Source organism: Alteraurantiacibacter lauratis, from assembly GCF_037154155.1.
Classification (GTDB): domain Bacteria; phylum Pseudomonadota; class Alphaproteobacteria; order Sphingomonadales; family Sphingomonadaceae; genus Alteraurantiacibacter; species Alteraurantiacibacter lauratis.
Genome location: NZ_JBANRN010000010.1, coordinates 13,995 through 39,037 on the forward strand (window position 1 = coordinate 13,995; position 25,043 = coordinate 39,037).

Consider the following 25,043-nt stretch of genomic DNA (forward strand, 5'->3'; position numbering starts at 1 on the left):
GTCGCCCCCTCCGGAGGGGGTGATGAGGGCCAGTCAGCTAGGCATCTCGGCGGGGCGCCGGTCGGGGCCTGATCGCGGCGGATAGTGGGGTACGCCTGCATATCCCATTGGACGCACCCTGCGGCCGCTTGTGACTAGGTCCGGTCGACCGTCCCCAGCCCATGACGAGTGGCCGGACGGTGTCTCCGCCCGGCCCGCCGCACAAGGGCCATCTCCCCTCTGAGGAACGAAACGCCAGCGCCGGAAGGGCGCTGGCGCGAACGCGTGCAGCGATCATTCGCTGCCGTTTGCCGGGGCCTTGGGGCTGGTGCCAAGGGGGCCGCGCCGGTCGACGACAGTGATCCGGCGCGCCTTGGCCTCGATCACCAGGCGCTCAAGGACGCCGTTGCCGGGAAAGGCGACGACGTAGCGCGGATCGAGCGAGAGCATGCGCTCATTGCGCTTGAAACCCGCGCGAGCGCCAAGCCGCATGTCGAGCGAGAAAGTGACCTGCGGCACCTCCCGGCGCTCGGCCCAGGACGACGCCAGGCGGTCGGCGCCCTTGGTGTCGCCGCCGTGGACCAGCACCATGTCGGGCACCCGGTCGTGGACCTTGTCGAGCGTTGCCCAGATATTGTTGGCGAAGGTGAGCGCCTCCTCGTCGGTCGCATGACGTGTACGCCCGCCGGCGAAGATGACCGGAGTGCCTTCGGGCATCGCGGCGCGGCGTTTCGCCTCGGCGCGGGCGCGCAGAAAGTCGCGCCCTTCGACGAGCGCGGAGGTGAGCATCGCGCCATGGTTGAAGCGCGAACTGGAGACGGGCTTCCATGAGCTGCCGAACTCGTTGAGGTAGAGCGCCGCTGCGACCTCGCGCATCTCCTCGAGCGCCAGCATCGCGCTTTCGGCGCACTGCGCGCGTTCGATTTGGGTCTCGAGTTCGTGGGTGTGCACCTCGGACCCGTCGGCCGTGGCGAGGAGCGCGCGCACCTCGTCGGTCGCCCGGTCGAGCGCCGTCGCCTTGCGGGCTGCGGAGCGGTGGAAGAGGTTCACGAAGGCCCAGCCGAGATCCTCGGCGTCGGCTTCCAGGGCGGTGCCGGCGAACAGCGCAAAGAGGTCCGACCAGATCGCGTCGAGCGTCTGGACCACGGCCTCGCGTTCGGGAAAGTCGGTGCTCGATACGGGAGCTGGACCGATCGAGAAGCCGGCGAGATCGAGGCCGGCGAGCTGGTCGGCGAATGACGTGTGCATGAGCGTTTCCTCCTGACTGGCGTGACGCCGGCGCCGCCATCGCAGGCTGCGCCAGCGAGAGCCCGTCAGGGCCAGCGCGAAGGTGGCTCCCCGCACCGCAAGGGAAACCCGCTTCGGCGGGCTGGCGCGGGCAGGCGCTGGCCGAAGGCCGCGCCAACACGGGCCCGCCGAAGCCGGGTTGCGGGGGCCGCCGGCTGGCCCAGGGCCTCTCTCGCCAAGGCGCATGGGCCGCAAGCGGCGAGCCCGCTGGACTAGTTCAGGAGGAGGATGGAGGCGTCTGCCGCGAAGCTGTCGGGAAGCTTAGGCCGCGCGCTTGCGATAGATGCCCTCGCCGTTCGACATGTGCCCGAGGCAGTCATAGTCGCCGAACTCGGCGTCGAACCTTGGCGCGATCTGTGCAAGCCAGCGTCGCGCCCTGGGGGAGCGCGCTGTGCGGGAGTCGGCGTCCCAGTACGAGCCGTCGTTGCGCTCGACGATCCAGATTGCGACGAGGCCGCAGTAGATCGAGATGCCGAAGTCGGCGAAGGCGTTGCGAGCGAGGATCCGGTCCTCGCGGCCGCGCCAGCCGTCCTGCGGCTCCAGCGAGGGAAAGAGGCGCATCGCCCGTTCGACGACCTCATCCCGGAGCCATTCGTATTCGAAATCCCAGTCGTTCTCGTCCTCGACCTCGAGCACGGTGAAGGCGACAAGGCTCCCCGAAGGGTAACTGACCGATCGGCCCATAACACCCTCCTCAGGCCGCCATCGCGGCAGCGCTTGCATCGTCGATCGCGTCGACAAGCTCACGTCCACCGAGCTTCAGCAGCAGCGAGGAAGCTTCCTCCGCCTTAGCGGCCGCGGTCAGGATGGCGCGGTCGTCATCGCGCAGCAGCTTGAGCCAGTGGTCGATGTAGCTTGCGTGGTTGTCGAGATGGGCGACCGGCAGGCCCAGCTCGGCGCCGAGCATCGCGCTCGAGAGCTCGGCGACCAGCTCTTCGGCGGCGTAGGCCGAGGTGCCGAACCGGTTCTTGAGATCGCGGTCGAGGCGGCTGGCATGGCCGGTCCAGTGCGACAGCTCGTGGGCGAGCGTCGCATAATAGTGGTCGAAGCCGCCAAAGAGCTGCGCGGGCGGCATGGTGATGCGGTCCGCGATCGGCTCGTAATAGGCTTCGTCGCCCTGGTGGCGAAGCACGGCCGGAATGCGGGCGAAGAAAGCGTCAAGCTCCTGCTCCCTCTCGGCAGGCTCGACCAGCTCCAGCGCCGCGGCGGGATGGAATCGTTCAGGAAGGCCGTCGACCTGGTCGGCGTTGAACACCGGATAGGCCTTGAGGACGCGCCGGGATTCCTTGGCGGTTTCGCCGGGCTCGCCGGCTTCAACTTCCTTGGTGTAGCTCTTGTAGAAGATGGCGATGGTGGACTTCTCGCCCTTGCGCACCTGACCCCCGAGCTTCTGCGCCTGGTTGTAGGTCATCCAGAACGGCGAGGTGTAGCCGCAGATGTCGGCGACCATCCACAGCCAGAACACGTTCATGCCGCGATAAGGCGTGCCGCAGGCGCGCAATGGACGCCAGACGGCTACGCCGCGCCAGGGCTTGATCCACGGTCTGGTGCCGGCTTCGAGCCGCGCAACGATTTCCTGGGTGATGCGCGCGGCGGGCGACTGCCCGGCGCGCTCGGTCTTGCGAAAGGCCATGATGGGTCTCCTGATCCGGCCCGCGGCGTGATCGCCACGCGAGGCCGCATGCCGCAAAGCCCGCTCCGCTCTCTGCCCAGAAAGGAAGCGGCCCCCTGCCCGGAGCAGGGGACCGCTTCACCGAACGAGCGGCATGCCTGTCAGGAGGAGGTCAGGCAGCCAGCTCGCGCGGGTCCTCCTGCCCGTCGCTCAAACCGTCGGCGGGCGCGCCATCGGCCTCGTTCCCGGGCGAGGATGCCTGTTCGGGCTCGTCCGGCAGAGGGCTCGCGAAGCGCATGACCTCGGGCACCCAGGCGAGCGCGCGCTCGCGGACTTCGACCTCGGTGATGTAGGTTCCGGAGAAAACGCGCTCGGCGCTCATCGCGAGGTCGGCTTTCTTGACCGATGCGAAGCGGGAGGAAAGCTCCGTGCCGCCGACGTCGGCGAGCGCGTCGAGGATCACCTGCTTCGACACCCGATCGAAGTAGTTGGCCGCGGTCGGACGCCACCATTGGGCCGTGTCGATGCCGATGAGACAGCCGAGATGGTCCTGGAAGGCGATCCGCCGCTCGCCAGCCATGTTGAGGCTGGCCTCGAGCGTGCGCGCGACGACGAAGCCAAGCCAGGCGGCGCGAGCTTCGTCGGACAAGGCCCGGAAATGGTAGAACCGCGCCGACACGTCCTCGCCGGCCCGCCAACTCTCGTCGAGCCCGGCCTTGAGTTCGGCCAGAGCCGCGCTCGCCGGGGCATCCTTGGCTTCGAAGCCGACGATGGGCCCGGCCGGCACCCCGCCGCGCAAGGTGGTCGACGCCCGCGAACGCCAGTCGTGCGTGTCGGCATCGGCGAGCGAGAAGACCAGCAGGTCGAGCGCCAGGCCGGGGTCGGACGCGATGTGCAGCGACAGGATGTCGCGGCGCTGCATGGCAAGCTCGTCGACGAGCCGCTTGGAGAGCGCTGAACGGCGCCTGCCTTCGCCTGCGTCAGCCTGAACGATCTCGATGCCCTCATCCTCGGCTCCGGCGACGGCCTGGCGTTCGCCATAGAAGACCGGCTGGAGCACCGGCGTGCCGTCGCGCGAGAGCGTGAGGATCATGCCTGCCTCGGCCTTGAGCTCGGGCGCGAGCACGGGGGGGCGGTTGCGAAGCTCCTGGCACTCGCGCTCGATCGCTTCGATCGCGGCTTCGGCCGCCGCCACGGCTTCCTCGGCGCTTTCCTCGTCCTCGACCACCGCCGCGTGCTCGTCCCAGGAGGCGTCGAGCGCCTCGAGGTGGGCGAGCTCGGCCTCGGTCAGCGGCGCCGGCTCGGCGGGAAGTCGGACCAGTCCGTCGACGAGGTCGTGGCTCGCGTAGGAATCGAGCGTTGGCCGGACCCAGGCGAGGCCCCGCTCGGCAGCAATCGCCTTGGCCTGCTCTTCCATCTTCGCCTGGGCGAGACTCTCGAGCAGCGCCACATCGACCCAGGACTCGCTTTCATCGTCGTCGAACAGTTCGCGCTCGATACGGCCGCCGGCTGCGATATAGGCATCACGGCCGACGAGACGGGCACGCGGATCGCTGCCCCGCACGGTGCCCGAGAGCACCATCCGGCGGATGCTGTCGGGGCTCGGCGCGTAGTATCCCGAGGACGCCTGTTCGAAGACGCGGGCCTGGATCTCCTGGTCGGAGGTGGCGCCGAAGGCCTTGGCGATGTCGAGCGTGATCTCGCCGGCGGCGAGCGCTTCGAAGACGACCGGGGCAAGCTGGGCGAGACGCAAGCGGCCCTCGACGAAGCGCACGGTAAGCCCGAAGCGGCGAGCGACATCCTCGACGGGTACTCCGCTTTCGACGAGCGACGCGAAAGCCTGCGCCTCGTCGGCCGGGTTCATGGCCAAGCGGTGGAAATTCTCGGCGAGGCTGGTTTCGACGGCACTGTCGTCATTCTCGAGGACCAGGCAGGTGACCTCATGCCCGCGCGGCAGGACCTTGTCGTCGACAAGGGCAAGCATCGCGCGGCGGCGGCGTTCGCCGGCCTCGACTTCGAACCTGCCCTTGGCGGCGGGCCGCACGATCAGGTTCTGCAACAAACCGTGCGCGGCGATGCTGGCCTTGAGCTCGGCATCGGCGGCAGCATCGCCATGCCGGCGGACATTGCGGGGCGACTGAACGAGCTTGTTGAGGGGGATCGTCTTGATCATGGACTTGTCTCCTGAATGAGCCCGGCGCGCCGACCATCGACGTCCAGATGGCTCAGTCAGGCCACAGCCCCCTCCCCTCTGTTGCAGCCGTTCCGACCGATGCAGAGGCTCCACCAGCCACCCCGAGCAAGTCATCAATCGGCGCCGGCATCTGCTCTGACTTTGGGAGGCAAAGGCGGACTGCTTCTGCTCCCAGGGCCCGGACATGGCCTCCCTGGCTGTGTGGAAGGGAGCAACCGGTGGCGGCCAGATCACCAAGAGGCGAGAAGCTGGCCGACAATGTCGTAGGCCGTCCAGGTAAAGGCACCCAGGCTAGGCAGGGCGGTCGTCACCATGCCAAAGGCTCTGGCGCCGGCACCTCCGGGGTAGCCGCGCAGGAAAGTGATCCGACCGAGCGCGAATAACGGAAGCGACGCAAGGATGTAGGCCAGCGCCGCCTCTCCCTCGACCGTGGCCAAGGCCAGGAAAGCCGACATCGTGATAACGACCTGCTCGAGCGTGTTCTGGAGAAAGGCGGCCGGGATGGCGAGCCGTGCGCTGGGTGGGGAGAACGCTGAGCCGGCATTGTCCTCGGCTGAATAGCGCCGGATCGTCGAAACAATCCCGACGGCAACAAGGAGCCAAATCAAAATGAAGAGATTGGCTCTAAATGCAAACGCCAGCCGATCCGCGAGATCCACCGGAAACGATAGCCAACGCGGCAGCCAATGTACTCCGAAGCCGAGCAGGAGTACGCAAAGCGCCAATGCGAGCGCGCCCCGGATGCGGATGCGGCGACGCTCGACCGCGAGGTCGACCGGCTGGGCTGAACCGTCTTGCACCATGCCCAAGGTTCCTTTTCCGGCGATCTGACGAGCGGCTTGTCATGCTCCTGCGAGAGTTCAGCTCACGCTCGCTAGCGCGGCGCGGCTTGCGCCATCCGCGTCGCTGCCCTGCGGTTGTACCAGAAACCGAAACCGATGATCGCGAGCACCGCAAGTTGAGCCAGGACCGACTGAACCGTTGGCGTGAGGCCCACCCAATCGATCCGCGGAATGCCGGCGAGGGGGTTCACGTCGATGATCCCCGCTTCCTGCAGCGCTCCGACGCCCTTGCCGGCAAGCACGACCGCCAGGACGGCGATCAGCGCCGAGCTGTAGGTGAAGAACTGCGAGATGGGCAGGGTCTTGCTGAAGCGAAGCATCAGTACCGCGATGATGGTCAGCACCACGGTCGCCGCCGCAGCGCCGGCCGCGACCGCCCCGCCATTGCCCTGGCTCCAGAGCGTGGCGTAGAACAGGATGGTTTCGAACACCTCGCGGTAGACGACCACGAACGTCAGGCCGAACAGGAACCAGGCCGACCTCTTCGAGAGCGCCTTCGACAGACGCTCGGCGATGTAGCGCTGCCACGCGCCCGCCTGGGCCTTCCCGTGCATCCAGATGCCGACCGAAATCAGCACCGCCGCTGCAAACAGGGCCCCGAACCCCTCGGTCAGCTCGCGGCTCGCCCCGCTGATGCCGATCAGGTAAGTCGCCGCGGCCCAGGTCGCGACACCCGCCAGCAGGGCGGCGATCCAACCGCCATGGACGTATCCCATCACGTCCTGGCGTTCGGCCTTGCGCAGGAAGGCGATCATCGCGATGACGATCAGCAGCGCTTCGAGACCCTCGCGGAGCAGGACCGTGAAGGCACCGAGGAAGCTTGAGGTCGCGCTGGCGCTCTCCGGACTGAGCTGCGCCTCGGCGCGAGTGAACAACGATCGCAGCGCGTCGACGCGGGCCCGCACGTCCTCGGCTGGTGCGTCGCGGCCGATAGCCGCGCGCAGCTCGGCCATGGCCGTTTCGATCTCGTGCATGAGACCGGCATCACGGGCCGCAAGCAGAGGCTCCACCGGCTCGAAGCCGTCAAGATAGGCCGACAGGGCAAGATCCCTCGCCGCGCCTCGATCGCCGCGCGCATAGGCCGCGTATGCCTGTTCCAGGCGGTCCTTCGCCAGCGTAAGCGAACCGTCAGTCCGTCCAGCCAGCGCCTCGGGATGGGCGCGCAGATAGGCGACGGTCGCAGTTCCGTTCGCCTCGCCCAGGTCTTGCTCCAGCTGCGCCGGGGTCTGCCCCACCAGCGTCGTCAGGTCAGGGACACGCTCGCGTACCGTCTCCTTCGAGGACCAGAGTTGCTCGCCCCGAGCAGCTTCGGCGTCCGAGTAGGCGAAGCGGCCGATATAGAACGCGAGCGCCCAGCGGTCCTCCGCCGGCAATGCGGCAAAGGACTCCATCGACGTGCCTTCAAGGCCCTGCTCGATGACCTGATAGAGCCCGAACAGGCTGCGCTCGCGTGCCCGCGAGCGATCCGTAAAGTCGATCGGCGGCGGGTTCAGGCCCGCCGCTTGCGGCCCGCGGCCATCGCCGCGCGCGCCGTGGCAGCTCGCACAGTTTTCCTGGTAGAGCGCCGCGGCCCTGCCGAGGTCCGGCGGACCCTCGGGCGCGAGCGGCACGGGGTAGGCCTGCAGCAGCGCCTGCCCCAGGCGACGCGCGGAGTTCGCGACCAAAGCCGGATCTGCCTTGCCTGCGATAGCCGCCTGCAGCGATTTGGCATCGGTGAGGAGCTTGGGCCTGCCCGGCTTGGGCGGGAGCTGGCCGAGGCGCTGCTCGACGTTGGCCGAAAACTCGACCATCTCGTCGTACTCGAGTTGGTTGATGACCCGGCCTTGTGAAACGGCACCGGCATAGTCGACCGCGATATAGTCGAGCAGGCGCCAGATCGTCTGGGCGGGAGCGGTCTCGGACTGCGCGCTGGCCGCGGCGCCGGACAGCAGCAGCAGGGCTCCAATCGCCATTCGAAGAAAGCCGGAGATCATGCGTGCTCCCTGAGCTCCCGGCGCGCGTCGCGGATGATCTCGGCGGCCGAGTGGAGGAACAGGCCAGCGATGACTGCGGCCACGATGATGTCAGGCCAGGCGCTGTTGAGCCAGTAGACCAGAGCGGCGGCCGCTATGACCGCCACATTGTTGATCGCGTCATTGCGCGAGAAGAGCCAGATTGCCCGGGCCTGCGCGTCGCCCCCTTCGCGGAAGCGCGCCAGCACGAGCGCTGCAATCACGTTGACCGCCAGCGCGGCGATGCCAATCCCGCCCATCAGCTCCGCCTCCGGGGGAATAGCGTTGAGCGCGCGCCAGGCGGCCATCGCCAGCACGGAAACCCCAAGCGCGCCCAGGAAGAGGCCTTGCGTCAGCGCGACACGCGCGCGCGTGCTTTCGGCCCAGCGCAGCGCGAGCAGGCCCACGAAGGTGATCGAGCCGTCGCCGAGAAAATCGAGCGCATCGGCCTTGAGCGCCTGGCTGTCGGCGATGAAGCCTCCGATCAGTTCGGCAACGCCAAAGCCGACGTTGAGGATGACCACCAGCCAGAGAGCCCGTCGGTAGGCGGGATCGACTTCGGCCCTGCCCACGTCACCAGTGCAGCCGCAGCCGTCCGAATCGGTTTCGCTCATGGCGCGCGGATACAACCTCCAGCGGCTGGAGGATCAACCCTTTTTGCAAATCGGTCGCATCAAAGCGAGCCCGGCTTTTGCACCTTGAACAGGCTGATGGCGCCGGTGGGGGTCGGGATGGCCCGCGTCGGCCCGACGGGCGCGCCGGACTGATTGCTAAGTATTGCCTCAAGCGCGCCATCGGCGTTCGGCTGGGTGTCGGCAACGCCGTCGATCTGCTGCACCGTTAGCCTGAACATCGCGCGCATGAAGCTGCTCTGGGATGCATAGTCAGCGATGTGCACTTCGCCGCCTTGCCGGACCGCGGCGAACATCGCGGCGATGCCCGCGCGCTTCCCGGCCATCGGCACCTGATGGAAGACGAGGCTCGAGACGGCCTTATCTGCTGTCGCGCCGAGCGCCTCGGCGTCGGTCGCGAACCCTTGGCGCCATTCGATCGAAACGCCCGCTTCCATTCCCTTGCGCGAGGCGATCCGGAGCACATCGGAGTCGGGATCGAGCGCCACTACGCGCGCGGCCGGGCACAGGCGCTTCAGCATGATCGCAAATGTGCCGGTCCCGCATCCGACGTCGAGGATGAGTTCGCCAGCTTGTGGTGCGACTTGGCGCAATAGAGCTGCGCGCCACACCTGTTCCCGCGTGAGCAGGCGGATCGCCCGATCATAGATTCCGACGGAGCCCAGCCAGCCGAGGGCGGGCGTGAAGGATTGGTCGCTCACGGGTTCCCCGAGATTGCGTGCATTCGATGGATTTGCATCCTACATCCTCCAGTCACTGGAGGATCAAGCGATGTCGAAAACACTGATGATCGGCGACCTAGCGTCAGCGACAGGGACGAAGGTCAACACGATCCGCTTCTATGAGGAAACGGGCCTGATGCGCCGCGCGGACCGAACGGCGTCGGGTCGTCGAACGTACGATTTCGAGGACCTGAAGCGGCTGAGATTTATCCGCCGCGCCCGCAGGCTCGGGTTCGAGACCAAGGAGATTCGCTCGCTCCTCGCGCTGAGCGATCGGCCGGAGGCGCCTTGCGAGGAAGTCACCGACATCGCCCTCGGCCACCTGACCGACATCGAGGCGAAGATCGCGCAGCTGATCCGGCTGCGTGACGAGCTGAACCGCATGATCCGCTTGTGTGCGGGCGGCTCGATATCGCAGTGCCAGATCCTCGAACAACTCGCCGAGAGTTCCTGAACCGACCGCCCGCTGTCCCGAGTTCTCGGACGACCCCCGCTTAGGGCGACAGCCTGGTGCGCCCAAGGCAGCTGCTGACAGACAACGGTCAGTGTAGGAGCGATCACGGCCCCGACTAGGGCAAGACAACCGGGATCCGAGCGAGCGCAGGCGTTCTGGTTGAAATGTGTTCGTTGCTGATACGGAGGGCAATCAGACCCCAATTGGTGGCCGAACTCACACGAGCGTTGAACGCCGATGCTTTTTCAGGCAGTGCCGCCAGCAGCCATGAATGGACGTCACTCAGCTACTGCATTCCGACCGCTGGCAGCGCTGTTTCTGCTGCTTGCGGTGCTGCTTGGGGGCACTATTGAGGCCGCCGCATGTGAACCAGAAGCTGTTGCGTTCGAGCAAATCGACATCTCTTCTCACGACGGGGATGACCAGAACCCCGGCGGCAAGACGGAACAGCACGGCCTCTGCTCTCACGGCCATTGCCATCATAGCCCCCAGTTGATCGATTCGCCGAATAATGCTGCCCCGGTGCTCGCTGCCACCTCCCCGCACTTCGGGCTGATAAAGCTGGGGTTGCGCCAAGCCTCGCCGAACCTCGTCAAAGAACCTCCTCGCGCCTGACACCCGGCGTCCGCGCCAAGCGGACCGATTGGTTGTGTCAGCAGAGGATTTCTTGAAACATGCCTTCCAGACATTGGGACCGCGTCAAGGACGCGCGGTCGTACCCTCAGCCGTGCTCGGGAGCGAGCGACGGGTTCGGCGAGCGCGCATTCGGGCCTGTGGCAGTTTGTGCAGCGACCAAGGTTGGACGACTTACAGCCTGCGGGGCAATCCTCGTAGTTGCCGCCGTTGCCCTTAGTCAGTCAGCGGCGCTTGCCCAAGTCAGCACGCCGGCCATGCCGCAGGTCGGTTCACCGACCATTGGCCCCCCGCCCCCACTCCCTATGCAGGCCGACGAAACAAGCCTGCCTTTGCTGGTGCCTCCCACACAGCCGATACCCGCCAATCTCACGCTCGAGCAGGCGCTGCTAGAAGCAGAGGCGAGGTCTCCCGCCATCGCCGCCGCTCAGGCGAATGTGGCCGCAGCGCGGGGAAGGCTTCGCCAGGCGGGGTTCCGCGACAATCCCGAACTCAGCGTGGAGGTTGAGAATTTCCTCGGCAGGGGGGAGCTGAGCGGGCTGCAGGGCACCGAAGTCACGGTGGCCGTGAACCAGCGCCTCGATCTGGGTGGCCGCCGATCCGCGCGCCAGTCGGTCGGCCGCGCCGAGCTTGCCGTGAGCGAGCTGCGGCTGCTGATTACACGCGCCGAGTTGGCGCTGAATGTGCGGCAGCAATTCGCGACGGCCGTTGCCGCCCGCGAACGGCTCCGGATCGCAACCGAAAACGAGCAACGGTCACGCGAACTCGCGCGGATTGCCAACGTCCTTGTCGAAGTCGGACGGGAGCCGCCCCTGCGCGCGCTGCGGGCTCAAGCCGCCGCCAGCCAGGCCGCGGCCGATCTTCGTGCGGCGCAGGCCGGGGAGGCCGTATCGCGCCGCACCCTGGCCGCTCTGTTCGGCGTGGAAGCGCCCCCGGAATCAGTGGCTGGCAGCCTTACCGACATCCTGCCGACCGCGACCTCGCCTGTCGAATCGCTGGATGTTCGGCTGGCCAACGCTCAGCTCGCGCTGGCCGAAGCCAGTCTTCAGCAGCAGCTCACAGAACGCCGGCTCGATCCAGCGGTTGGGGTCGGGATCCGGCATGTTCAGGAGACTGGAGATCAAGCTTTGGTCGCCGGTTTCTCGATGCCCCTGCCGATCAGAAACCGCAATCAGGGCAATATCGAAGCCGCCCGCGCCGAAATACTCGCCGCGGAGGCCGAGCGGGCCAGCGCCCGGGTAAGCGCCAACGCTCGGGTCGCCAATGCTACGGCGAACCTGACCGCTGCATCAGCACGTGTTGAGGCACTCGAAGAGGGAGCTATCCCCGAGGGCCGCGAGGCGCTGCGACTGGCGCAGCTATCGTACGAGGCGGGCAAGATCGAACTCATCGAGCTGCTCGACGCACAGGCGGCCCTGACGGGCGCCGAAACCCAGTTGATCGAGGCTCGCCTGGCCCAGGCCGAGGCCGCCGGCGAGCTCGCTCGCGCCACAGCGCAATAAGGACACGACCATGGAACTTGACCTGACTGATGAGCGCAAGAAGTTCATCGCGATCGCCGGGGGCCTCGCACTGCTGGCCGGCGTCGGCGGCCTCCTGATCGGCCGCGCGATCGACGATCCGGTAGCCCCGGGTGCGGCAGCCGAGGAAGGCGAGCATGCCGAAGAGGAAGAGGAGCACGGGCCTGAAGGGTTCGTGGCCGTGGCAAGCGAGAACTTTTCCTCGATCGGCATCAAGACCGAAAAAGTGGCCGCCGGATCGCTGGGCTCGGAAATCCTTGCGCAGGCCACAGCCACCGCACCTCCAACGGGCCGGTCTTCGCTGACCGCGCGCGCGGATGGCGCCATCACCCGCATCTACAAGCGCCTCGGCGACGCTGTCGGCGCCGGCGAGACGGTGGCCCTGCTAGAGAGCCGCGAAGCTGCCGCGATCATGGCCGAGCGCGCCTCGGCCGCCGCTCGGGCGCAGGCCACCACCTCGGCGCTTAACCGCGAGCGGCGCCTCTTCGAGGAGAAGATCACGGCGCGGCAGGATCTGGAGGGAGCCCAGGCCGAGGCCGCTCAGGCCCAGGCAGAGCTGCGCCGGACCGAAGCCGCCGTAAGGGCCGCCGGGGTCACGTCCGACGGACGTCACATCGCCGTGCGCAGCCTGATCGGCGGACGCATCACCAAAATGGACGCGGAACTCGGAGCCTTTGTCTCCGCCGGCACCGAGCTGTTCGAGGTCGCCAACCCGCGCAGCGTCCAGATCGAGGCCGCGGTGCCGTGGGCCGATGCACAGCGGATCCGGCCGGGCGATGCGGCGGTAGTCGAGCTCGGCGGAGGGGAAACCCTGCAGGCGGTGGTGAGATCGACCACGCCCTCGCTCGACCCCGAGAGCCGGGCCGCGACCGTGGTGCTGTCGCCGGCCGGTATTCCGGCAGGTTTGACACAGGGTCAGGCGTTCCGGGTGCGGATCATGCCTCGTGGGGGCGACCCCGATGGCCGCATCGTCCTCCCGGAGGGAGCCGTGCAATCGGTCGAGGGCCGAGACGTGGTCTTCGTTCAGGTGCGAGGCGGATTTCAGGCGACACCGGTGACTGTGGGCGAACGCAGTGGAGGCCGCATCGAGATACTCGAAGGGCTCAAGCCGGGCGCGGTGATCGCAACGGAGGGCGCGTTCGTTCTCAAATCGCAGCTCGGCGCCAGCGAGGCAGAGCATTGACCCGCGTGCGCCAAGCCTGCCGACGCAAGGGCCGCGCGCTCGGCCCTGCCCGCGTCATCGTTGACCGCGCCGAGGTCCACGGCCTCGCCTTGCCAGGAACGAGTTCATGCTAGACCGTCTTCTCGACGCTTCCGTCCGTTTTCGCTGGGCGGTCATCGCGTTGACCCTGCTCGTCGCCGCATATGGCGCGTATCAGCTTTTCCGGCTGCCGATCGACGCGGTGCCGGACATCACCAACAAGCAGGTCCAGATCAACACCCAGGCTTCCGCCCTGGGACCGCTCGACATGGAGCGGCTGGTCACGTTCCCGGTCGAGACCGCCATGGCCGGCATTCCGGGCCTCGAGAGCACCCGCTCGATCTCGCGCAACGGCTTCAGCCAGGTGACGGTGATCTTCGAGGACGACCTCGACATCTTCTTCGCGCGCCAGCAAGTCGCTGAGCGACTCAATCAGGCCCGCGAGAGCCTGCCAGAAGGTGTCGAGCCGCAAATGGGGCCGCTTTCGACCGGCCTCGGCGAGATCCTGATGTGGACCGTGGACTACAAGCGTCCGCTTTCGACCGAATCCCGCATGATCGCCGGCCGGCCCGGGTTCCAGCCCGATGGTTCGTTCCTCACGCCCGAAGGCGAGCGGCTGACGACCGATGTGCAGAAGGCCGCTTACCTTAGGACGATCCAGGATTGGGTAGTCCGCCCTCAGCTACGAAGTGTCGCAGGCGTTGCTGGGATCGACTCGATCGGCGGTTACGAAAAGCAGCTGGTGGTCCAGCCTGATCCGAGCCGCATGGCGGCCTATGGCGTGTCGTTCGCCGAGCTCGCCGAGGCGCTGGAGCGCGCCAACATCTCCGTCGGCGCCAACTTCGTGCAGCGGGCCGGCGAGGCCTTCCTGGTGCGAGCCGACGCGCGCATTCGCACCGAGGACGAAATCGGCCGCACCGCGATCGGAACTCGTGGCGGCGTGCCTGTGCTGGTCCGCGACGTAGCGACTGTACAAAGCGGCGGCGATCTGAGGACCGGCTCGGCCTCGATGAACGGACGCGAGGTCGTCGTGGGCACGGCGCTCATGCTGCTCGGCGGGAATAGCCGGATCGTCGCGCAGGACGTGCGTGAACGCCTCGAGGAAGTGGCCAGGTCGATGCCGCCGGGTGTCGAGGTCAAGGTGGTCTACGACCGCGCGGCGCTCGTGGAAGCCACCATCGGCACCGTAGAGACGAACCTGGTCGAAGGGGCGATCCTCGTCGCCGCCGTCCTCTTCTGGCTGCTCGGCAACATCCGCGCGGCGATCATCGCCACGCTCGTGATCCCGCTGTCGTTCCTGTTCATGGCCATCGGCATGAACCGGTTCGGGGTCTCCGGAAACCTGATGAGCCTTGGCGCGCTCGACTTTGGCCTGATCGTCGACGGATCGATCATCATCATCGAGAACTGCCTGCGGAGATTGGCGGAGCGCCAGCACCATGAGGGCCGCTTGCTGAACCTGCCCGAGCGCCTGCACGAAGTTTTCGAAGCGTCGAAGGAAATGCTCCGCCCGACCATCTATGGGCAGGCGATCATCCTGCTTACCTTCGCTCCACTGCTCACTTTCACCGGCGTCGAGGGCAAGACCTTCTCGCCCATGGCCATCACGGTCATGCTCGCGCTGGTCGGCGCGTTCATCCTATCCCTGACCTTCGTCCCGGCGATGGTCGCCGTGCTGATCCGCGGCAGGGTGGCGGAGAAGGAGGTCAAGGCCGTTGCCTGGTACAAGGAGCGATACGAGCCGGTCCTTCGCCGTGTCGTGACGCGGCCCTGGCCATGGATCGGCGGCGGTCTGGCAACGCTGGCGGCTGCGTTCCTGATATTCACCAGCCTCGGGCGTGAATTCATCCCCACTCTCGACGAGGGCGATCTCGCGATGCAATCGCTGCGAGTTCCTTCCACGTCTCTGGAACAATCGACCAAGATGCAGCTGGCGGTGGAGCGGGCGGTCTCGAGCCTGCCGGAGGTTGCTTACGTCTACTCGAAGACCGGTACCGCAGAAGTGGCTTCGGACCCGATGCCGCAGAACGCGTCCGACGCGTTCATTATCCTCAAGCCCAGGGATGAATGGCCCGACGGGGTCGACAGCCGAGAGGACATTCTTGAGCGGATCGACGAGAAGCTGAGCGGCCTGGTGGGCAACGCCTACGAAACCAGCCAACCGATAGAGCTGCGCTTCAACGAGTTGATCGCCGGTGTTCGCGGCGACATCGCGGTGAAGGTATTCGGCGACGACATGGATGTGCTGAACGGGGTCGCCCGGCAGGTCGCCGCGGCGATGAGCGGCGTCGAGGGAAGCGCGGACCTCAAGGTCGAGCAGACCGAAGGCTTCCCCACGCTCGAGGTGCAGTTCGATCGTGAAGCCATCGCTCGCTACGGCCTCGCGATGGAGGACGTGACCGACACCGTGGCAGCGGCGCTCGGCGGGCGCGAAGCGGGCCTGGTGTTCGAGGGCGACCGGCGGTTCGACATCATCGTTCGGCTGGCCAACTTCAACCGCGACAATCTCGACGTGGTCGGCTCGCTCCCGGTGATGCTGCCCGAGGGAGCCTCGGGCGCGGGAACATCGGTGCCGTTGCGCGAGCTGGTGACCTTCCGAACCACCGAAGGCCTCAACCAGGTCAGTCGCGAGAACGGGCAGCGGCGCGTTGTTGTCCAGGCCAACGTGCGCGGACGCGATCTCGGCTCTTATGTTGACGAGGCTCAGGAACGGGTAGCGCAGATCGACTTGCCTCCCGGGGTGACGATCACCTGGGGTGGGCAGTTCGAGAACCTTCAGGCTGCCTCGCAGCGGATCGCGCTGATTGTGCCGGTGGTGTTCCTGCTGATCTTCGGCATCCTGTTCCTGGCGGTGCGCAACCTTCGCTCCTCGCTGGCGGTCTATTCGGCGGTGCCGCTCGGACTTGCGGGAGGTGCGTTCGGGCTGGCGCTGGCGGGCCTGCCGTTCTCGATCTCGGCGGCGGTCGGCTTCATCGTGTTGTCGGGCGTGACCGTGCTCAATGGTCTCGTGGTCATGACGAGCGTGCGCCAGCGGATCGATGCCGGCCGCCCGGTCGACGAGGCGATCATCGAAGGCACGATGGAGCGAGTGCGCGCGGTGCTGATGACCGGGATCGTCCCCGCGATCGGCTTCGTGCCGATGGCGATTGCGACCGGCCGAGGCGCCGAGGTCCAGAAGCCGCTCGCCATCGTGGTTATCGGCGGCCTGATCGTGGCCACTATCATGACGCTCTACGTGCTTCCGGCGATCAGCCATCTGATCCTCAAGAAGCGCGGGGAGGCCCATCAGCCGGGGGATTTCGAGGACGAAAACCCCGGCGCTGAGCCCCTGCCGGCATAAGCCCGGCACGCACAAGCCTCGAGGAGAAGAACCGGTGACCGAGCACATACGCCTGGACCTGCCGGTCCTGCTTCCGGAGATTCCGGATGAGGCGGATCGGTGTGTCGAGCGGCTCCTCGCCGAACTGCGAGAGCGGGATGGTGTGAGCGAGGCGCACGTCGTCGGCGCGACAATAAGCGAGCCCACCAAGCTCTGCATCCATTACGATCGGGACAAGGTCAGCCTGGCGCGGATACGCAAAGCGGCCCGCGCTGCCGGGGCCACACTTACAGCGCGGTTCGGGCACCTGGTCTGGCAAGTCGACGGGATCGAGCAACAGCGTCGCGCCCGCACCGTGACGGAAGTGCTCAGCCGGCTCGAGGGCGTGTTCGAAGCGCAGGCAACCGCCAGCGGGGCGCTCAGAGTAGAGTTCGACCGGAGCATCATCGACGAACCCCGGATCGAGGCTGCGCTCGGCCCTCTCGGCGTCCGACGCCGGGACTCGAAGGACGCCGAATCCGAATCCGCCCCCAGTGCCCCGGCGCTTCCGGGGCACCCGGCCCGTGACGAGCATCAGGGACACGATCACGGCGAGGAGGGCAGCCACGCCCACGGCGGCATCTTCGGCGCGAATACCGAGCTTTTCTTCGCGCTCCTCTCAGGGGGCTGCCTTGCGCTCGGATTTGCCCTTTCCTGGATCGAGGCCGCGCCGCCGCTCGTCTCTACGGGCCTCTATCTTGCCGCCTACTTCTTCGGCGGGTTCTTCACCCTGCGCGAGGCGATCGACTCCCTCAAGCTGCGCCGGTTCGAGATCGACACTCTGATGCTCGTCGCCGCCGCAGGTGCGGCCGCCCTCGGGGAATTCGCCGAGGGTGCCTTGCTGCTGTTTCTGTTCAGTCTCGGCCACGCGCTCGAGCACTACGCGATGGGCCGCGCCAAGCGCGCGATCGAAGCGCTTGCCGAGCTGGCGCCACAGACGGCCGTGGTACGCCGCGGCGACAAATCAGAGGAAGTGCCGGTCGAAGCGCTGTCGGTCGGTGATATCGTCATCGTCAAACCCAATGAGCGATTGCCCGCCGACGGATTCGTCATCGAGGGGACGAGCAGCGTCAATCAGGCGCCCGTGACGGGCGAAAGCGTCCCGGTCGACAAGCAACCGGTGTCCGACGCGGCGGCAGCGGCTTCAGCACCGGACAGTGTTGCAGCGGCCTCGCGCGCGTTTGCCGGCACCATCAACGGCTCGGGCGCGCTGGCAGTCCAGGTGACCCGTGTCGCCGCTGACTCGACGTTGGCGAAGGTCGTCAAGCTGGTAAGCGAGGCGGAAACGCAAAAGTCGCCCACACAGCGTTTCACGGATCGGTTCGAGCGTATCTTCGTGCCGAGCGTGCTGGCGCTGGTCGTGGTCTTATTGTTCGCAGGGGTCGTGATCGACGAGCCGTTCCGCGACACCTTCTATCGCGCGATGGCCGTTCTGGTCGCCGCGAGCCCCTGCGCGCTGGCCATTGCAACTCCGAGCGCCGTGCTCTCCGGCGTAGCTCGGGCGGCTCGGGGCGGCGTTCTGGTCAAGGGCGGCGGCCCGCTCGAGAATCTCGGCGCCCTGACCGCCATCGCGTTCGACAAGACTGGCACGCTGACCGAAGGGCGGCCGCGCGTGACAGACGTTGTCCCGGCTTCCGGCGCCACCGACGAGGAACTCTTGCGGACGGCCGTGGCCGTCGAGGCGCTGAGCGACCATCCGCTCGCTGGCGCCATTGTACGAGATGGCACCGAACGGCTTCAGGCACCGCCGCCGCCCGCGTCCGATTTACGGGCGATCACCGGGCGCGGCGTAGAAGCCGTCGTCGAAGGCGAGGTCGTCCATATCGGCCGGGACGAGCTTTTCTCAGAGGCTGGGGGCACCCCGCTGCCCCAGGAAATGCAAAGCTCGGCCGACACGCTCCGCGGGCAGGGCCGAACCATCATGATCGTGCGCCGCGGCACACGCTACCTCGGCGTGATCGGACTGATGGATACTCCCCGTAGCGCCGCCCGCGCCGCGACGGCTCGACTGCGCGAACTCGGCATAACGCGAATGATCATGCTTTCAGGCGATGCGACTCCCGTCGCCAGGGCCGTGGCCGCAAGCGTTTGCATCGAGGAAGCCTGGGGCGACCTCATGCCCGAAGACAAGGTAGACGCCATCAAGAAGCTGTTGGAGGCCGAGGGCAAGGTCGCGATGGTCGGCGACGGCGTCAATGACGCTCCCGCGATAGCCACCGCCACGGTCGGGATCGCGATGGGAGCAGCCGGATCGGACGTCGCCCTGGAAACCGCTGATGTTGCGCTCATGGCTGATGACCTGGCAAAGCTGCCGTTTGCGGTGGGCCTCAGCCGACAGACGCGGCGCATTATCCGTCAGAACGTTTTCGTCAGCATGGGCGTGGTCGCGGTGCTGCTGCCGGCGACGATCCTCGGCCTCGGCATCGGTCCGGCCGTCGTTGCCCACGAGGGCTCGACGCTTCTCGTCGTCTTCAACGCTCTGCGTCTGCTGGCTTTCCGCGAAGTTCCGTTCGCGCAGGACTCCGCCGCTGAGAGCAGCGCAGCATGAGCAAAGCAGCCTTCGATTTGGGGTCGGCCGATAACCCTGATGTCAAACACCCTTCCCTAACCCGAAATGCCTTCAGGTCGGAGGAACAGGACGCGTGATCTCGGCAAGTCAATTAATTACCGCAATCGACGCGTTACGCGGACGCTACATGCCTTTGAATCATCCTCATGACCCAGGGACGCTGCGCGTCCTTGTCCGCTCGTCCGCGCGCCCCTCATGCGCCGGGTCGAAAAGACCTTGCCGTCCGCAACCTCAATTTCCCCGGACCATATGAGCCGCCCAACTGCTGCACGAGCTATGGCGGCCGGCTCCTGTTGTCCCATCCTCCAACTTCGAGGGGCACGCACCGCCTTCGCGATCAGGTCGTCAATCGTCAGCTCCGGGAAGTCAGCGCTCGTCTGGCGGAGCCATTCTGCGAGACTTCCCACACATCGATAATCGTTGACCATGAGTCCTCGACCCTGCGCTTCACTCAGGAGACCAAATTCGAGAGGGTCTGCTTTCGAGTGCCCGCTCACAAGGGCTCGAGGTAAAGGCCAAATGACTCGAACCGCACGCGAAGCCGTCCGGTCAACTCGAAGTAGGGTGGTCGGGAAGATCCACGACGCGGAAGACCTCGCCCGACCCTGCGTTGCGGACTAGATCGACCCGCTCGCCATCCCAACGGTAGTCGAGATGCCGCCCTTGGACGAGCGCCGAAGCACAATCCGGGTAGAAGAGGCCAGCGCACTCGCCGCCCGCGTGCCGCGCGCTGGGATATACTACGCCATCGGAGGCACCGCCCTTAAGGCGCTTTCCCAGCTCTTGCGATGCGTTGTAATCGTCCCGAGCAAGGGCCGGATGACTCCGCCTGCGAGGGCCCCGCAGGTCGTGCAGATCGGCGTGCACCGACAAGATGATCTCTCGGAATTGGGACGTCCAGCCAGCCTCCTCAGCGGTGCGCGCCATGAAACGCTCGTGGTGGTGGATTGTCTCGAACAGCGCCGTCTCGAACGCGTTGCCAACGTAGAGAACGCCGAAGGTCCCATCGGTGAAACGGCTGGGCCTGTCGGGGCTGACATGCGTGAAAGGCGCCATCAGGTAGGATGCGCCATGGCCTCCGACCCTGCGCTCGATCGGAACGAGATCGAGGTTGCCGACGCTCGCTGTGACCCGTGGGTTGCTCTTCTGCTCGGCGGAGATCAGCAGCGGCCAATCGGCCGGATCGGCGATGTCTTCGAACAGATCGATTGGCGGAAAAGCGCTGCGTATGATCCTGACGGCACCTTTCCATTCAACTCGCGAAACCGGAATATCGTCGACCGTCACCAGCCGCCGCGCTCGGCGTCGAGGTAGCGGCGCACCCGAATGAGGTCGGTAAGCTCGCCGCCGAGCATCACGTCGAGCGCGCTCGCTCCGGCAAAGGCGGAATTGCCGGTTCGGATCCACGCATAGCCTCGCTGCGGCTCGGTGAAGATGATCCGTAGAGCCTTGTGGATGCCCATCAGGTTGGAGAGCCGTGCGCAGCCATCGCGCGATATCCGCCCCGCCCCTTCGGCCTTCCAGCGGCGAAAGGTGCGGACCGACATGTCGAGCAGGGTTGCTGCCTGTTCGTCGGTCAGCTCCCACTTGCCGAAAAGATTGAGCGACGCGCGGAACATGGCGGTCGCTTCGTCTTGGGTTACCGGCTCAGCACGGAATGCCTGCGGCTCGGTGTCGATGCGTTCAAGTCCGAACATGCTGCGTCTCCATATGGCAGCATCTAGCGCGTTGATGGCCATTTGGCAATCATTAGCTACCGAGCCGTGAAATGATCGGAGCGCCCTCACCAAGCGGTACGAAGAGCCGCGTCTGGTAGCGGATGATTTCGGTGAAGCAGCCTTGAGTCTTGTACCAGTCGAGCCGTGCCGCGCTCCAGCCGGTCAGCTCGAGCCGCTGCCCGCCGTTGACTAGGCTGCGCTTGAGCGTGAGGTGCTCCCTGCCCCTCACTTCCATAGGGCGGCCAGTCGCCAGGACCGCCTGGACAATGTCATCCGCTGAGAAGTTCCGGCCATGCTCCAGTCCAAGAGCGCGACAGATGTCGGGAACGCAGTGCAGCGGAACTTCGCGGCCGAGCAGCGAACGGCCATCGTTCGCGCATATGCGGCTTACCCGAACGTGATCGGCTGGAAGTTTGTCCCAGACCGGTAGCAGCAGGCCTGTCGCGAGGTGGAGCCGCTCGTGCTTGAGGCTCGATGCCGCCTCGTCGACCTCCGCCTCCCACAGGCGCCGGAATTCACGGGCGTCGACAGACTCCCAGCTGCTCTCGTCCAGCTGATCGGCGGTGAGATAGCCTCGCTTCAGCGGACGATGCAGTTCGAACCGCGCAATCCGCGCACCGTCGTCGGTCAGCAGGCTGCGCGCCGGCACCAGCAGGCCGACGCGGCCCGACCGGCCGTTGCGCAGCGTCCGGTGCCGCGGACTGTCAACGCCGTAGTGTTCGTCGAGTGTCGCCAGCGTCAGGGGCTTCAGCGCGCGGGCGATCTCCAGCTCGAGCAGATGCGTCGTCGCCCCTGACAGGGCGTCGGTGCGAAGCAAAGTATCTGACAGGATCTCGAAGCTCTCAACGGCGATGGTCTCAAGGCCGAGATCGAGCGTGCCGGCCTGCCGTGCGGCATCGACCCGCGCTTCGACCAATGCCAGGAACTCGTCGAAAATTGCGTTCTGCAACGCGATCGGCAGCGCGAGGATGCGGTTGAGCCAGCGCTGGATCGACGGCAGGTCGTCGACCATGCCGCCATCAGGCCCTTCGATCCTGAGCCCGGTCAGCTCCTGGAACCTGGCCAGGCCGACCGCCTCGAGCTTGCCGGTGAACAGCAGGCCGAACCAACGATTGAGCGCCTCCTTGGCGTAGACGCTTTCGAGATTGTCGGCCGGATCGAACAGGTTCTGCCCGCCCGTCTGGCGCTGTCCGCGCGTGAGAGCGCCGAGGCTGTCGAGGCGCCGGGCGATCGTCGAGATGAACCGCCGCTCGCCGCGCACGTCGGTGGTCACCGGACGGAACAGCGGCGCCGAGGCCTGGTTGGTGCGGTTGGTGCGCCCCAGCCCCTGGATCGCGGCATCGGCGCGCCAGCCCGGCTCGAGCAGGAAGTGGACCCGCCGGGCCTGGTTCCTCGCGGCGAGGTCGGCATGGTAACTGCGGCCGGTGCCGCCGGCGTCGGAGAAGACCAGGATGCGCTTGGCCCCATCCATGAAGGCCTGCGTCTCGACGATGTTCGCGCGCGGAGTGCGCGGCTGAAGCTTCTGTCGTCCGTCCGGGCCGATGATCAGCCGCCGGCTCCGTCCGGTCACCTCGGCGACCTGCTCGACGCCGAACCGTTCGATGATCGCATCCAGCGCGGTGGCGATCGGCGGCAGCGCGCAGAGCTGCTCGATCATCCGGTCACGCGCGGCGAGTGCCGAACGGCACAGCACCGGACGCCCTTCGTCATCGACCATCGGCTCGGAGCGAGGGTTGCCGTTCTCGTCGGTGAACACCGCCATCAGGCGAACCGGGAAGCTCTTCGCGAGATAGTCGATCACGTATTCGCGGGGGGACAGGTCGATCTCGAGCGCTTCGCGTTCCTCGTCGGACAGTTCGGCCAAGCGCCGGTCTAGCATGGCCTCGGCCGTGGAGACCAGCTGCACCACGACCGCGTTGTCATCGGCCAGCGCCGCCTCGATCGCGGGCAGCAAGCTCGGCAGCTTCATCGACAGCAGCAGCTGGGCGAAGAAGCGCAGTTTGGTGCCTTCGAAGATCGACAGCGCAGCGGCCTTGGCGCCGCTGTTGAGCGTGTCTCCGCTGTCCGCGTCGACGATCCGGGTCGCTTCGAGCGCCTCGCGGAGGTTGGCGTGAATGATCGCCCAGGCTTCCGCATAGGCATCGTAGACCGCGATCTGCTCAGGGGTGAGCTTGTGCTCGAGGATCTCGTACTCGACGCCGGCAAAGGACAGCGCGCGCGCCGTGTAGAGCCCCAGCGCCTTCAGGTCGCGCGCGACCAGTTCCATCGCTGCGATGCTGCCCTCGCGAATGTCGCTCACGAAAGCCTCGCGATTGGCGAACGCCGTCTCGGGACCCCAGAGCCCAAGCCGTGTCGCATAGGCGAGATTGTTGACGTCCGAAGCACCGGTTGCCGAGGCATAGAGCACACGCGCGCGCGGCAGCAGGTTCTGCAGCCGCACGCCGGCGATCCCCTGCTCCGAGCCCTTGACCTTCCCGCGCGACCCTTCGCCGCCTGCGGCGTTGGCCATCGCGTGGGCCTCGTCGAACACGATCACGCCCTCGAAGTCCTCGCCGGCCCACTGAAGGATCTGATCGAGGCGGCTGGCATCAGTCCTGCCCGACCGAAGTGTCGGGTAGGTGACGAACAGGATGCCTTCGCGCATCGTCACCGGCTGGCCGAGCTTCCACTGTCCGAGCGGCTGGATGTCGATGGGTAGCCCGCCGAGCGCCGACCAGTCGCGGCGCGCGTCCTCGAGCAGCGCCTCGTTCTTCGAGATCAAGATGTGGCGCCGCTCGCCGCGAAGCCACCGATCGAGGATCACGCTGGCGAGCTGGCGCCCCTTGCCCGCTCCGGTGCCGTCACCGAGGAAATAACCTATGCGGTAGACGGCGCCGTCAGCGCTCGGTGCCAGCGAGCAGCCCTTGTCCTGCGGTACAAAGCGGCCGGGCAGATCACGCGCGTGGGCACTCGCCGCATAGATCAGCGTTTCGGCCTGGGCCGCCGAGAGCAGCCCCTTGGCGATCAGGCCGGCCGGGAGCAGCGGAACCTCGGTCGGGATCGGCGCGGTGATCGAGCCCATTGCGACCGATTCCACCAGCGGCGTTGGATGCTCGGCGGCGCCTGCAATGGCGATGCGGCTCGGCCGGTAGGGCAGGTAATGCCCGACCTGCTCGGCGAGGGGAGCCGGCACATCGAGTGCATCGTACGCACAGGGTTCACTCGGAGCTGCGGGCGCCGTCTGCTTGGGCGGCACCAGTCGGGGTTGGGCCGCCAGCCTCATGAGCCGGACCGGAGCAAGGGCCGATGATCTGGCAAGCAGAAGGGGCGAGATGGCCGAGGAGCGTGCCGGGATCGCATCGATGAGCTCGCACAGTGCCCCGAAATCGCTGGTTCGACACACGACCGGCTTCCCCCGGTCTTCGATCTTGTCGAGCACCAGCAGGCACGTTGTGATAGAGGTGCCATGCCTCGCGCAAGCGCGCTCGACCGCAACGTTGAGGCGCAGCGCGGCCGGTCCTCCAAGGGCGCCGAGGAACCGATGCACGTCGAACCACTCGGGCATCACCGCGACCATCCGCCCGCCGGCGGCGAGCCGCTTCCAGGCCGAGCGCAGGTGGCGGCCTCCGGTGCGCCCATCGTGCCCGCGCTCGATCCCGTGCGAATAGGGCGGGTTGATGAGAACCGCGCTCGGCACGTGTCCAGGGTCAAGCATCTCGTCGATAAGCTCGCCGTCATGGCCGCTCACTGCGGCATCGGGGAACAGGATGCCGAGGCAGTCGCGGCGCAGCGGCGATATCTCGTTGAGGATCAGGCCCGCGTCCGCTTTTGCCGCCCAGACCGCCAGCATACCGGTCCCGGCCGACGGCTCGAGGACGGTCTCGCCCAGGCGGAGCGCGCAGGCACGCGCGACAAGCCAGGCGATGCGCGGCGGCGTTGAGAATTGCTGCAGCTCGATCTGCTCTTCGCTTCGCACGGCCTGGCTTGGCATAAGGGCCTCGAGCCGGGCGAATGCTGGGTCAGCGCTGGGGGCGGGCGATGCCGGGGCTAGCCCGGCGCTGCGGCTCAACCACAGCACCTGGGCGAGCTCGAGCGCTGCATGAGCATCGCGCACCGACCAGCGGCCATCGGCATCGCTGCCACCGAATTGACGGACGAGGACGGAATTGAGCCGCTCGCGCGAGACGGTCACGTCGGCTTCGATGAGTCCGGCAAGCTCGCGGGCTGCGGACAGGACCGGCGGCTCGCTGCAATCGGGAAAGGCAAAGGCGGGAGATGAGAGTGACATGGGAGCTCCTGACGAGGCCAATCACGATGTCCTGGCCTCGCGAAGGCCAGGGCGTCCCTCCCCT

Annotated in this window: 17 protein-coding genes; 6 read left to right on the plus strand and 11 right to left on the minus strand. The window is 66.8% G+C overall.

From position 1 onward, the window contains the following. Positions 1-273: 273 nt before the first annotated feature. From WFP39_RS10080 to WFP39_RS10115, 8 genes are all read right to left on the minus strand, one after another. Complete coding sequence (locus tag WFP39_RS10080) at positions 274-1,227, minus strand: DUF2493 domain-containing protein (protein WP_336919413.1); 954 nt, start codon at positions 1,225-1,227, stop codon at positions 274-276. Between the two features lie 300 nt (positions 1,228-1,527). Then, entirely contained in the window at positions 1,528-1,950 is a 423-nt protein-coding gene (locus WFP39_RS10085) for a hypothetical protein (protein ID WP_336919414.1), read from the minus strand. Positions 1,951-1,960: 10 nt separating this feature from the next. Continuing rightward, complete coding sequence (locus tag WFP39_RS10090) at positions 1,961-2,899, minus strand: ArdC family protein (protein WP_336919415.1); 939 nt, start codon at positions 2,897-2,899, stop codon at positions 1,961-1,963. Positions 2,900-3,050: 151 nt separating this feature from the next. After that, positions 3,051-5,051, minus strand: coding sequence for a ParB/RepB/Spo0J family partition protein (locus tag WFP39_RS10095; protein ID WP_336919416.1), 2,001 nt, complete (start codon positions 5,049-5,051; stop codon positions 3,051-3,053). 251 nt (positions 5,052-5,302) lie between these two features. Continuing rightward, a complete protein-coding gene (locus WFP39_RS10100) occupies positions 5,303-5,875 on the minus strand; it encodes an MAPEG family protein (protein ID WP_336919418.1) in 573 nt (190 codons plus the stop codon). 71 nt (positions 5,876-5,946) lie between these two features. After that, entirely contained in the window at positions 5,947-7,887 is a 1,941-nt protein-coding gene (locus WFP39_RS10105) for an FTR1 family protein (RefSeq protein ID WP_336919420.1), read from the minus strand. Continuing rightward, positions 7,884-8,519: a cation efflux transmembrane domain-containing protein gene (locus WFP39_RS10110; RefSeq protein WP_336919421.1), complete on the minus strand. Its 636-nt coding sequence runs from the start codon at positions 8,517-8,519 to the stop codon at positions 7,884-7,886. The genes WFP39_RS10105 and WFP39_RS10110 overlap by 4 nt, the downstream gene beginning before the upstream one ends. A gap of 59 nt (positions 8,520-8,578) precedes the next feature. Next, the gene (locus WFP39_RS10115; protein WP_336919422.1) at positions 8,579-9,238 is read right to left on the minus strand and encodes a class I SAM-dependent methyltransferase; all 660 of its coding nucleotides are present in this window, start codon (positions 9,236-9,238) and stop codon (positions 8,579-8,581) included. A gap of 70 nt (positions 9,239-9,308) precedes the next feature. Between WFP39_RS10115 and WFP39_RS10120 the strand changes: the two genes are divergently transcribed. The 6 genes from WFP39_RS10120 (at position 9,309) to WFP39_RS10145 (ending at position 18,973) form a co-directional block, all read left to right on the plus strand. Further along, a complete protein-coding gene (locus WFP39_RS10120; protein ID WP_336919423.1) occupies positions 9,309-9,713 on the plus strand; it encodes a MerR family DNA-binding protein in 405 nt (134 codons plus the stop codon). A gap of 237 nt (positions 9,714-9,950) precedes the next feature. Further along, positions 9,951-10,328 (plus strand): hypothetical protein, encoded by a 378-nt coding sequence (locus tag WFP39_RS10125; protein WP_336919424.1) that lies wholly within the window; start codon positions 9,951-9,953, stop codon positions 10,326-10,328. A gap of 323 nt (positions 10,329-10,651) precedes the next feature. Next, positions 10,652-11,848, plus strand: coding sequence for a TolC family protein (locus WFP39_RS10130; protein ID WP_336919425.1), 1,197 nt, complete (start codon positions 10,652-10,654; stop codon positions 11,846-11,848). 10 nt (positions 11,849-11,858) lie between these two features. Further along, positions 11,859-13,049 carry an efflux RND transporter periplasmic adaptor subunit gene (locus tag WFP39_RS10135; RefSeq protein ID WP_336919426.1) on the plus strand — a complete coding sequence of 397 codons (1,191 nt, stop codon included), beginning with the start codon at positions 11,859-11,861 and terminating at the stop codon, positions 13,047-13,049. Between the two features lie 106 nt (positions 13,050-13,155). Further along, positions 13,156-16,407 (plus strand): efflux RND transporter permease subunit, encoded by a 3,252-nt coding sequence (locus WFP39_RS10140; protein ID WP_336919427.1) that lies wholly within the window; start codon positions 13,156-13,158, stop codon positions 16,405-16,407. Positions 16,408-16,441: 34 nt separating this feature from the next. Continuing rightward, on the plus strand, positions 16,442-18,973 hold the full coding sequence (locus WFP39_RS10145; RefSeq protein ID WP_336919428.1) for a heavy metal translocating P-type ATPase: 2,532 nt from the start codon (positions 16,442-16,444) through the stop codon (positions 18,971-18,973). 570 nt (positions 18,974-19,543) lie between these two features. Here WFP39_RS10145 and WFP39_RS10150 read toward each other — a convergent pair. From WFP39_RS10150 to WFP39_RS10160, 3 genes are read right to left on the minus strand one after another with little or no spacing between them, the layout of a single operon-like run. Beyond that, positions 19,544-20,284 carry an RES family NAD+ phosphorylase gene (locus WFP39_RS10150; RefSeq protein WP_377923301.1) on the minus strand — a complete coding sequence of 247 codons (741 nt, stop codon included), beginning with the start codon at positions 20,282-20,284 and terminating at the stop codon, positions 19,544-19,546. Continuing rightward, on the minus strand, positions 20,278-20,691 hold the full coding sequence (locus WFP39_RS10155; protein WP_336919431.1) for an MbcA/ParS/Xre antitoxin family protein: 414 nt from the start codon (positions 20,689-20,691) through the stop codon (positions 20,278-20,280). The genes WFP39_RS10150 and WFP39_RS10155 overlap by 7 nt, the downstream gene beginning before the upstream one ends. A 52-nt stretch (positions 20,692-20,743) precedes the next feature. Continuing rightward, positions 20,744-24,979: a strawberry notch family protein gene (locus WFP39_RS10160; RefSeq protein ID WP_336919432.1), complete on the minus strand. Its 4,236-nt coding sequence runs from the start codon at positions 24,977-24,979 to the stop codon at positions 20,744-20,746. Positions 24,980-25,043: the final 64 nt, after the last annotated feature.

What these genes read in the sequence shown, in the direction of transcription:
- WFP39_RS10125 (WP_336919424.1), top strand. Translation starts at nt 9,951, where the DNA reads ATGCTTTTTCAGGCAGTGCCGCCAGCAGCCATGAATGGACGTCACTCA.
- WFP39_RS10100 (WP_336919418.1), bottom strand. Translation starts at nt 5,875, where the DNA reads ATGGTGCAAGACGGTTCAGCCCAGCCGGTCGACCTCGCGGTCGAGCGT.
- WFP39_RS10105 (WP_336919420.1), bottom strand. Translation starts at nt 7,887, where the DNA reads ATGATCTCCGGCTTTCTTCGAATGGCGATTGGAGCCCTGCTGCTGCTG.
- WFP39_RS10155 (WP_336919431.1), bottom strand. Translation starts at nt 20,691, where the DNA reads ATGTTCGGACTTGAACGCATCGACACCGAGCCGCAGGCATTCCGTGCT.
- WFP39_RS10110 (WP_336919421.1), bottom strand. Translation starts at nt 8,519, where the DNA reads ATGAGCGAAACCGATTCGGACGGCTGCGGCTGCACTGGTGACGTGGGC.
- WFP39_RS10160 (WP_336919432.1), bottom strand. Translation starts at nt 24,979, where the DNA reads ATGTCACTCTCATCTCCCGCCTTTGCCTTTCCCGATTGCAGCGAGCCG.
- WFP39_RS10080 (WP_336919413.1), bottom strand. Translation starts at nt 1,227, where the DNA reads ATGCACACGTCATTCGCCGACCAGCTCGCCGGCCTCGATCTCGCCGGC.
- WFP39_RS10120 (WP_336919423.1), top strand. Translation starts at nt 9,309, where the DNA reads ATGTCGAAAACACTGATGATCGGCGACCTAGCGTCAGCGACAGGGACG.
- WFP39_RS10130 (WP_336919425.1), top strand. Translation starts at nt 10,652, where the DNA reads ATGCAGGCCGACGAAACAAGCCTGCCTTTGCTGGTGCCTCCCACACAG.
- WFP39_RS10090 (WP_336919415.1), bottom strand. Translation starts at nt 2,899, where the DNA reads ATGGCCTTTCGCAAGACCGAGCGCGCCGGGCAGTCGCCCGCCGCGCGC.
- WFP39_RS10095 (WP_336919416.1), bottom strand. Translation starts at nt 5,051, where the DNA reads ATGATCAAGACGATCCCCCTCAACAAGCTCGTTCAGTCGCCCCGCAAT.
- WFP39_RS10085 (WP_336919414.1), bottom strand. Translation starts at nt 1,950, where the DNA reads ATGGGCCGATCGGTCAGTTACCCTTCGGGGAGCCTTGTCGCCTTCACC.
- WFP39_RS10135 (WP_336919426.1), top strand. Translation starts at nt 11,859, where the DNA reads ATGGAACTTGACCTGACTGATGAGCGCAAGAAGTTCATCGCGATCGCC.
- WFP39_RS10140 (WP_336919427.1), top strand. Translation starts at nt 13,156, where the DNA reads ATGCTAGACCGTCTTCTCGACGCTTCCGTCCGTTTTCGCTGGGCGGTC.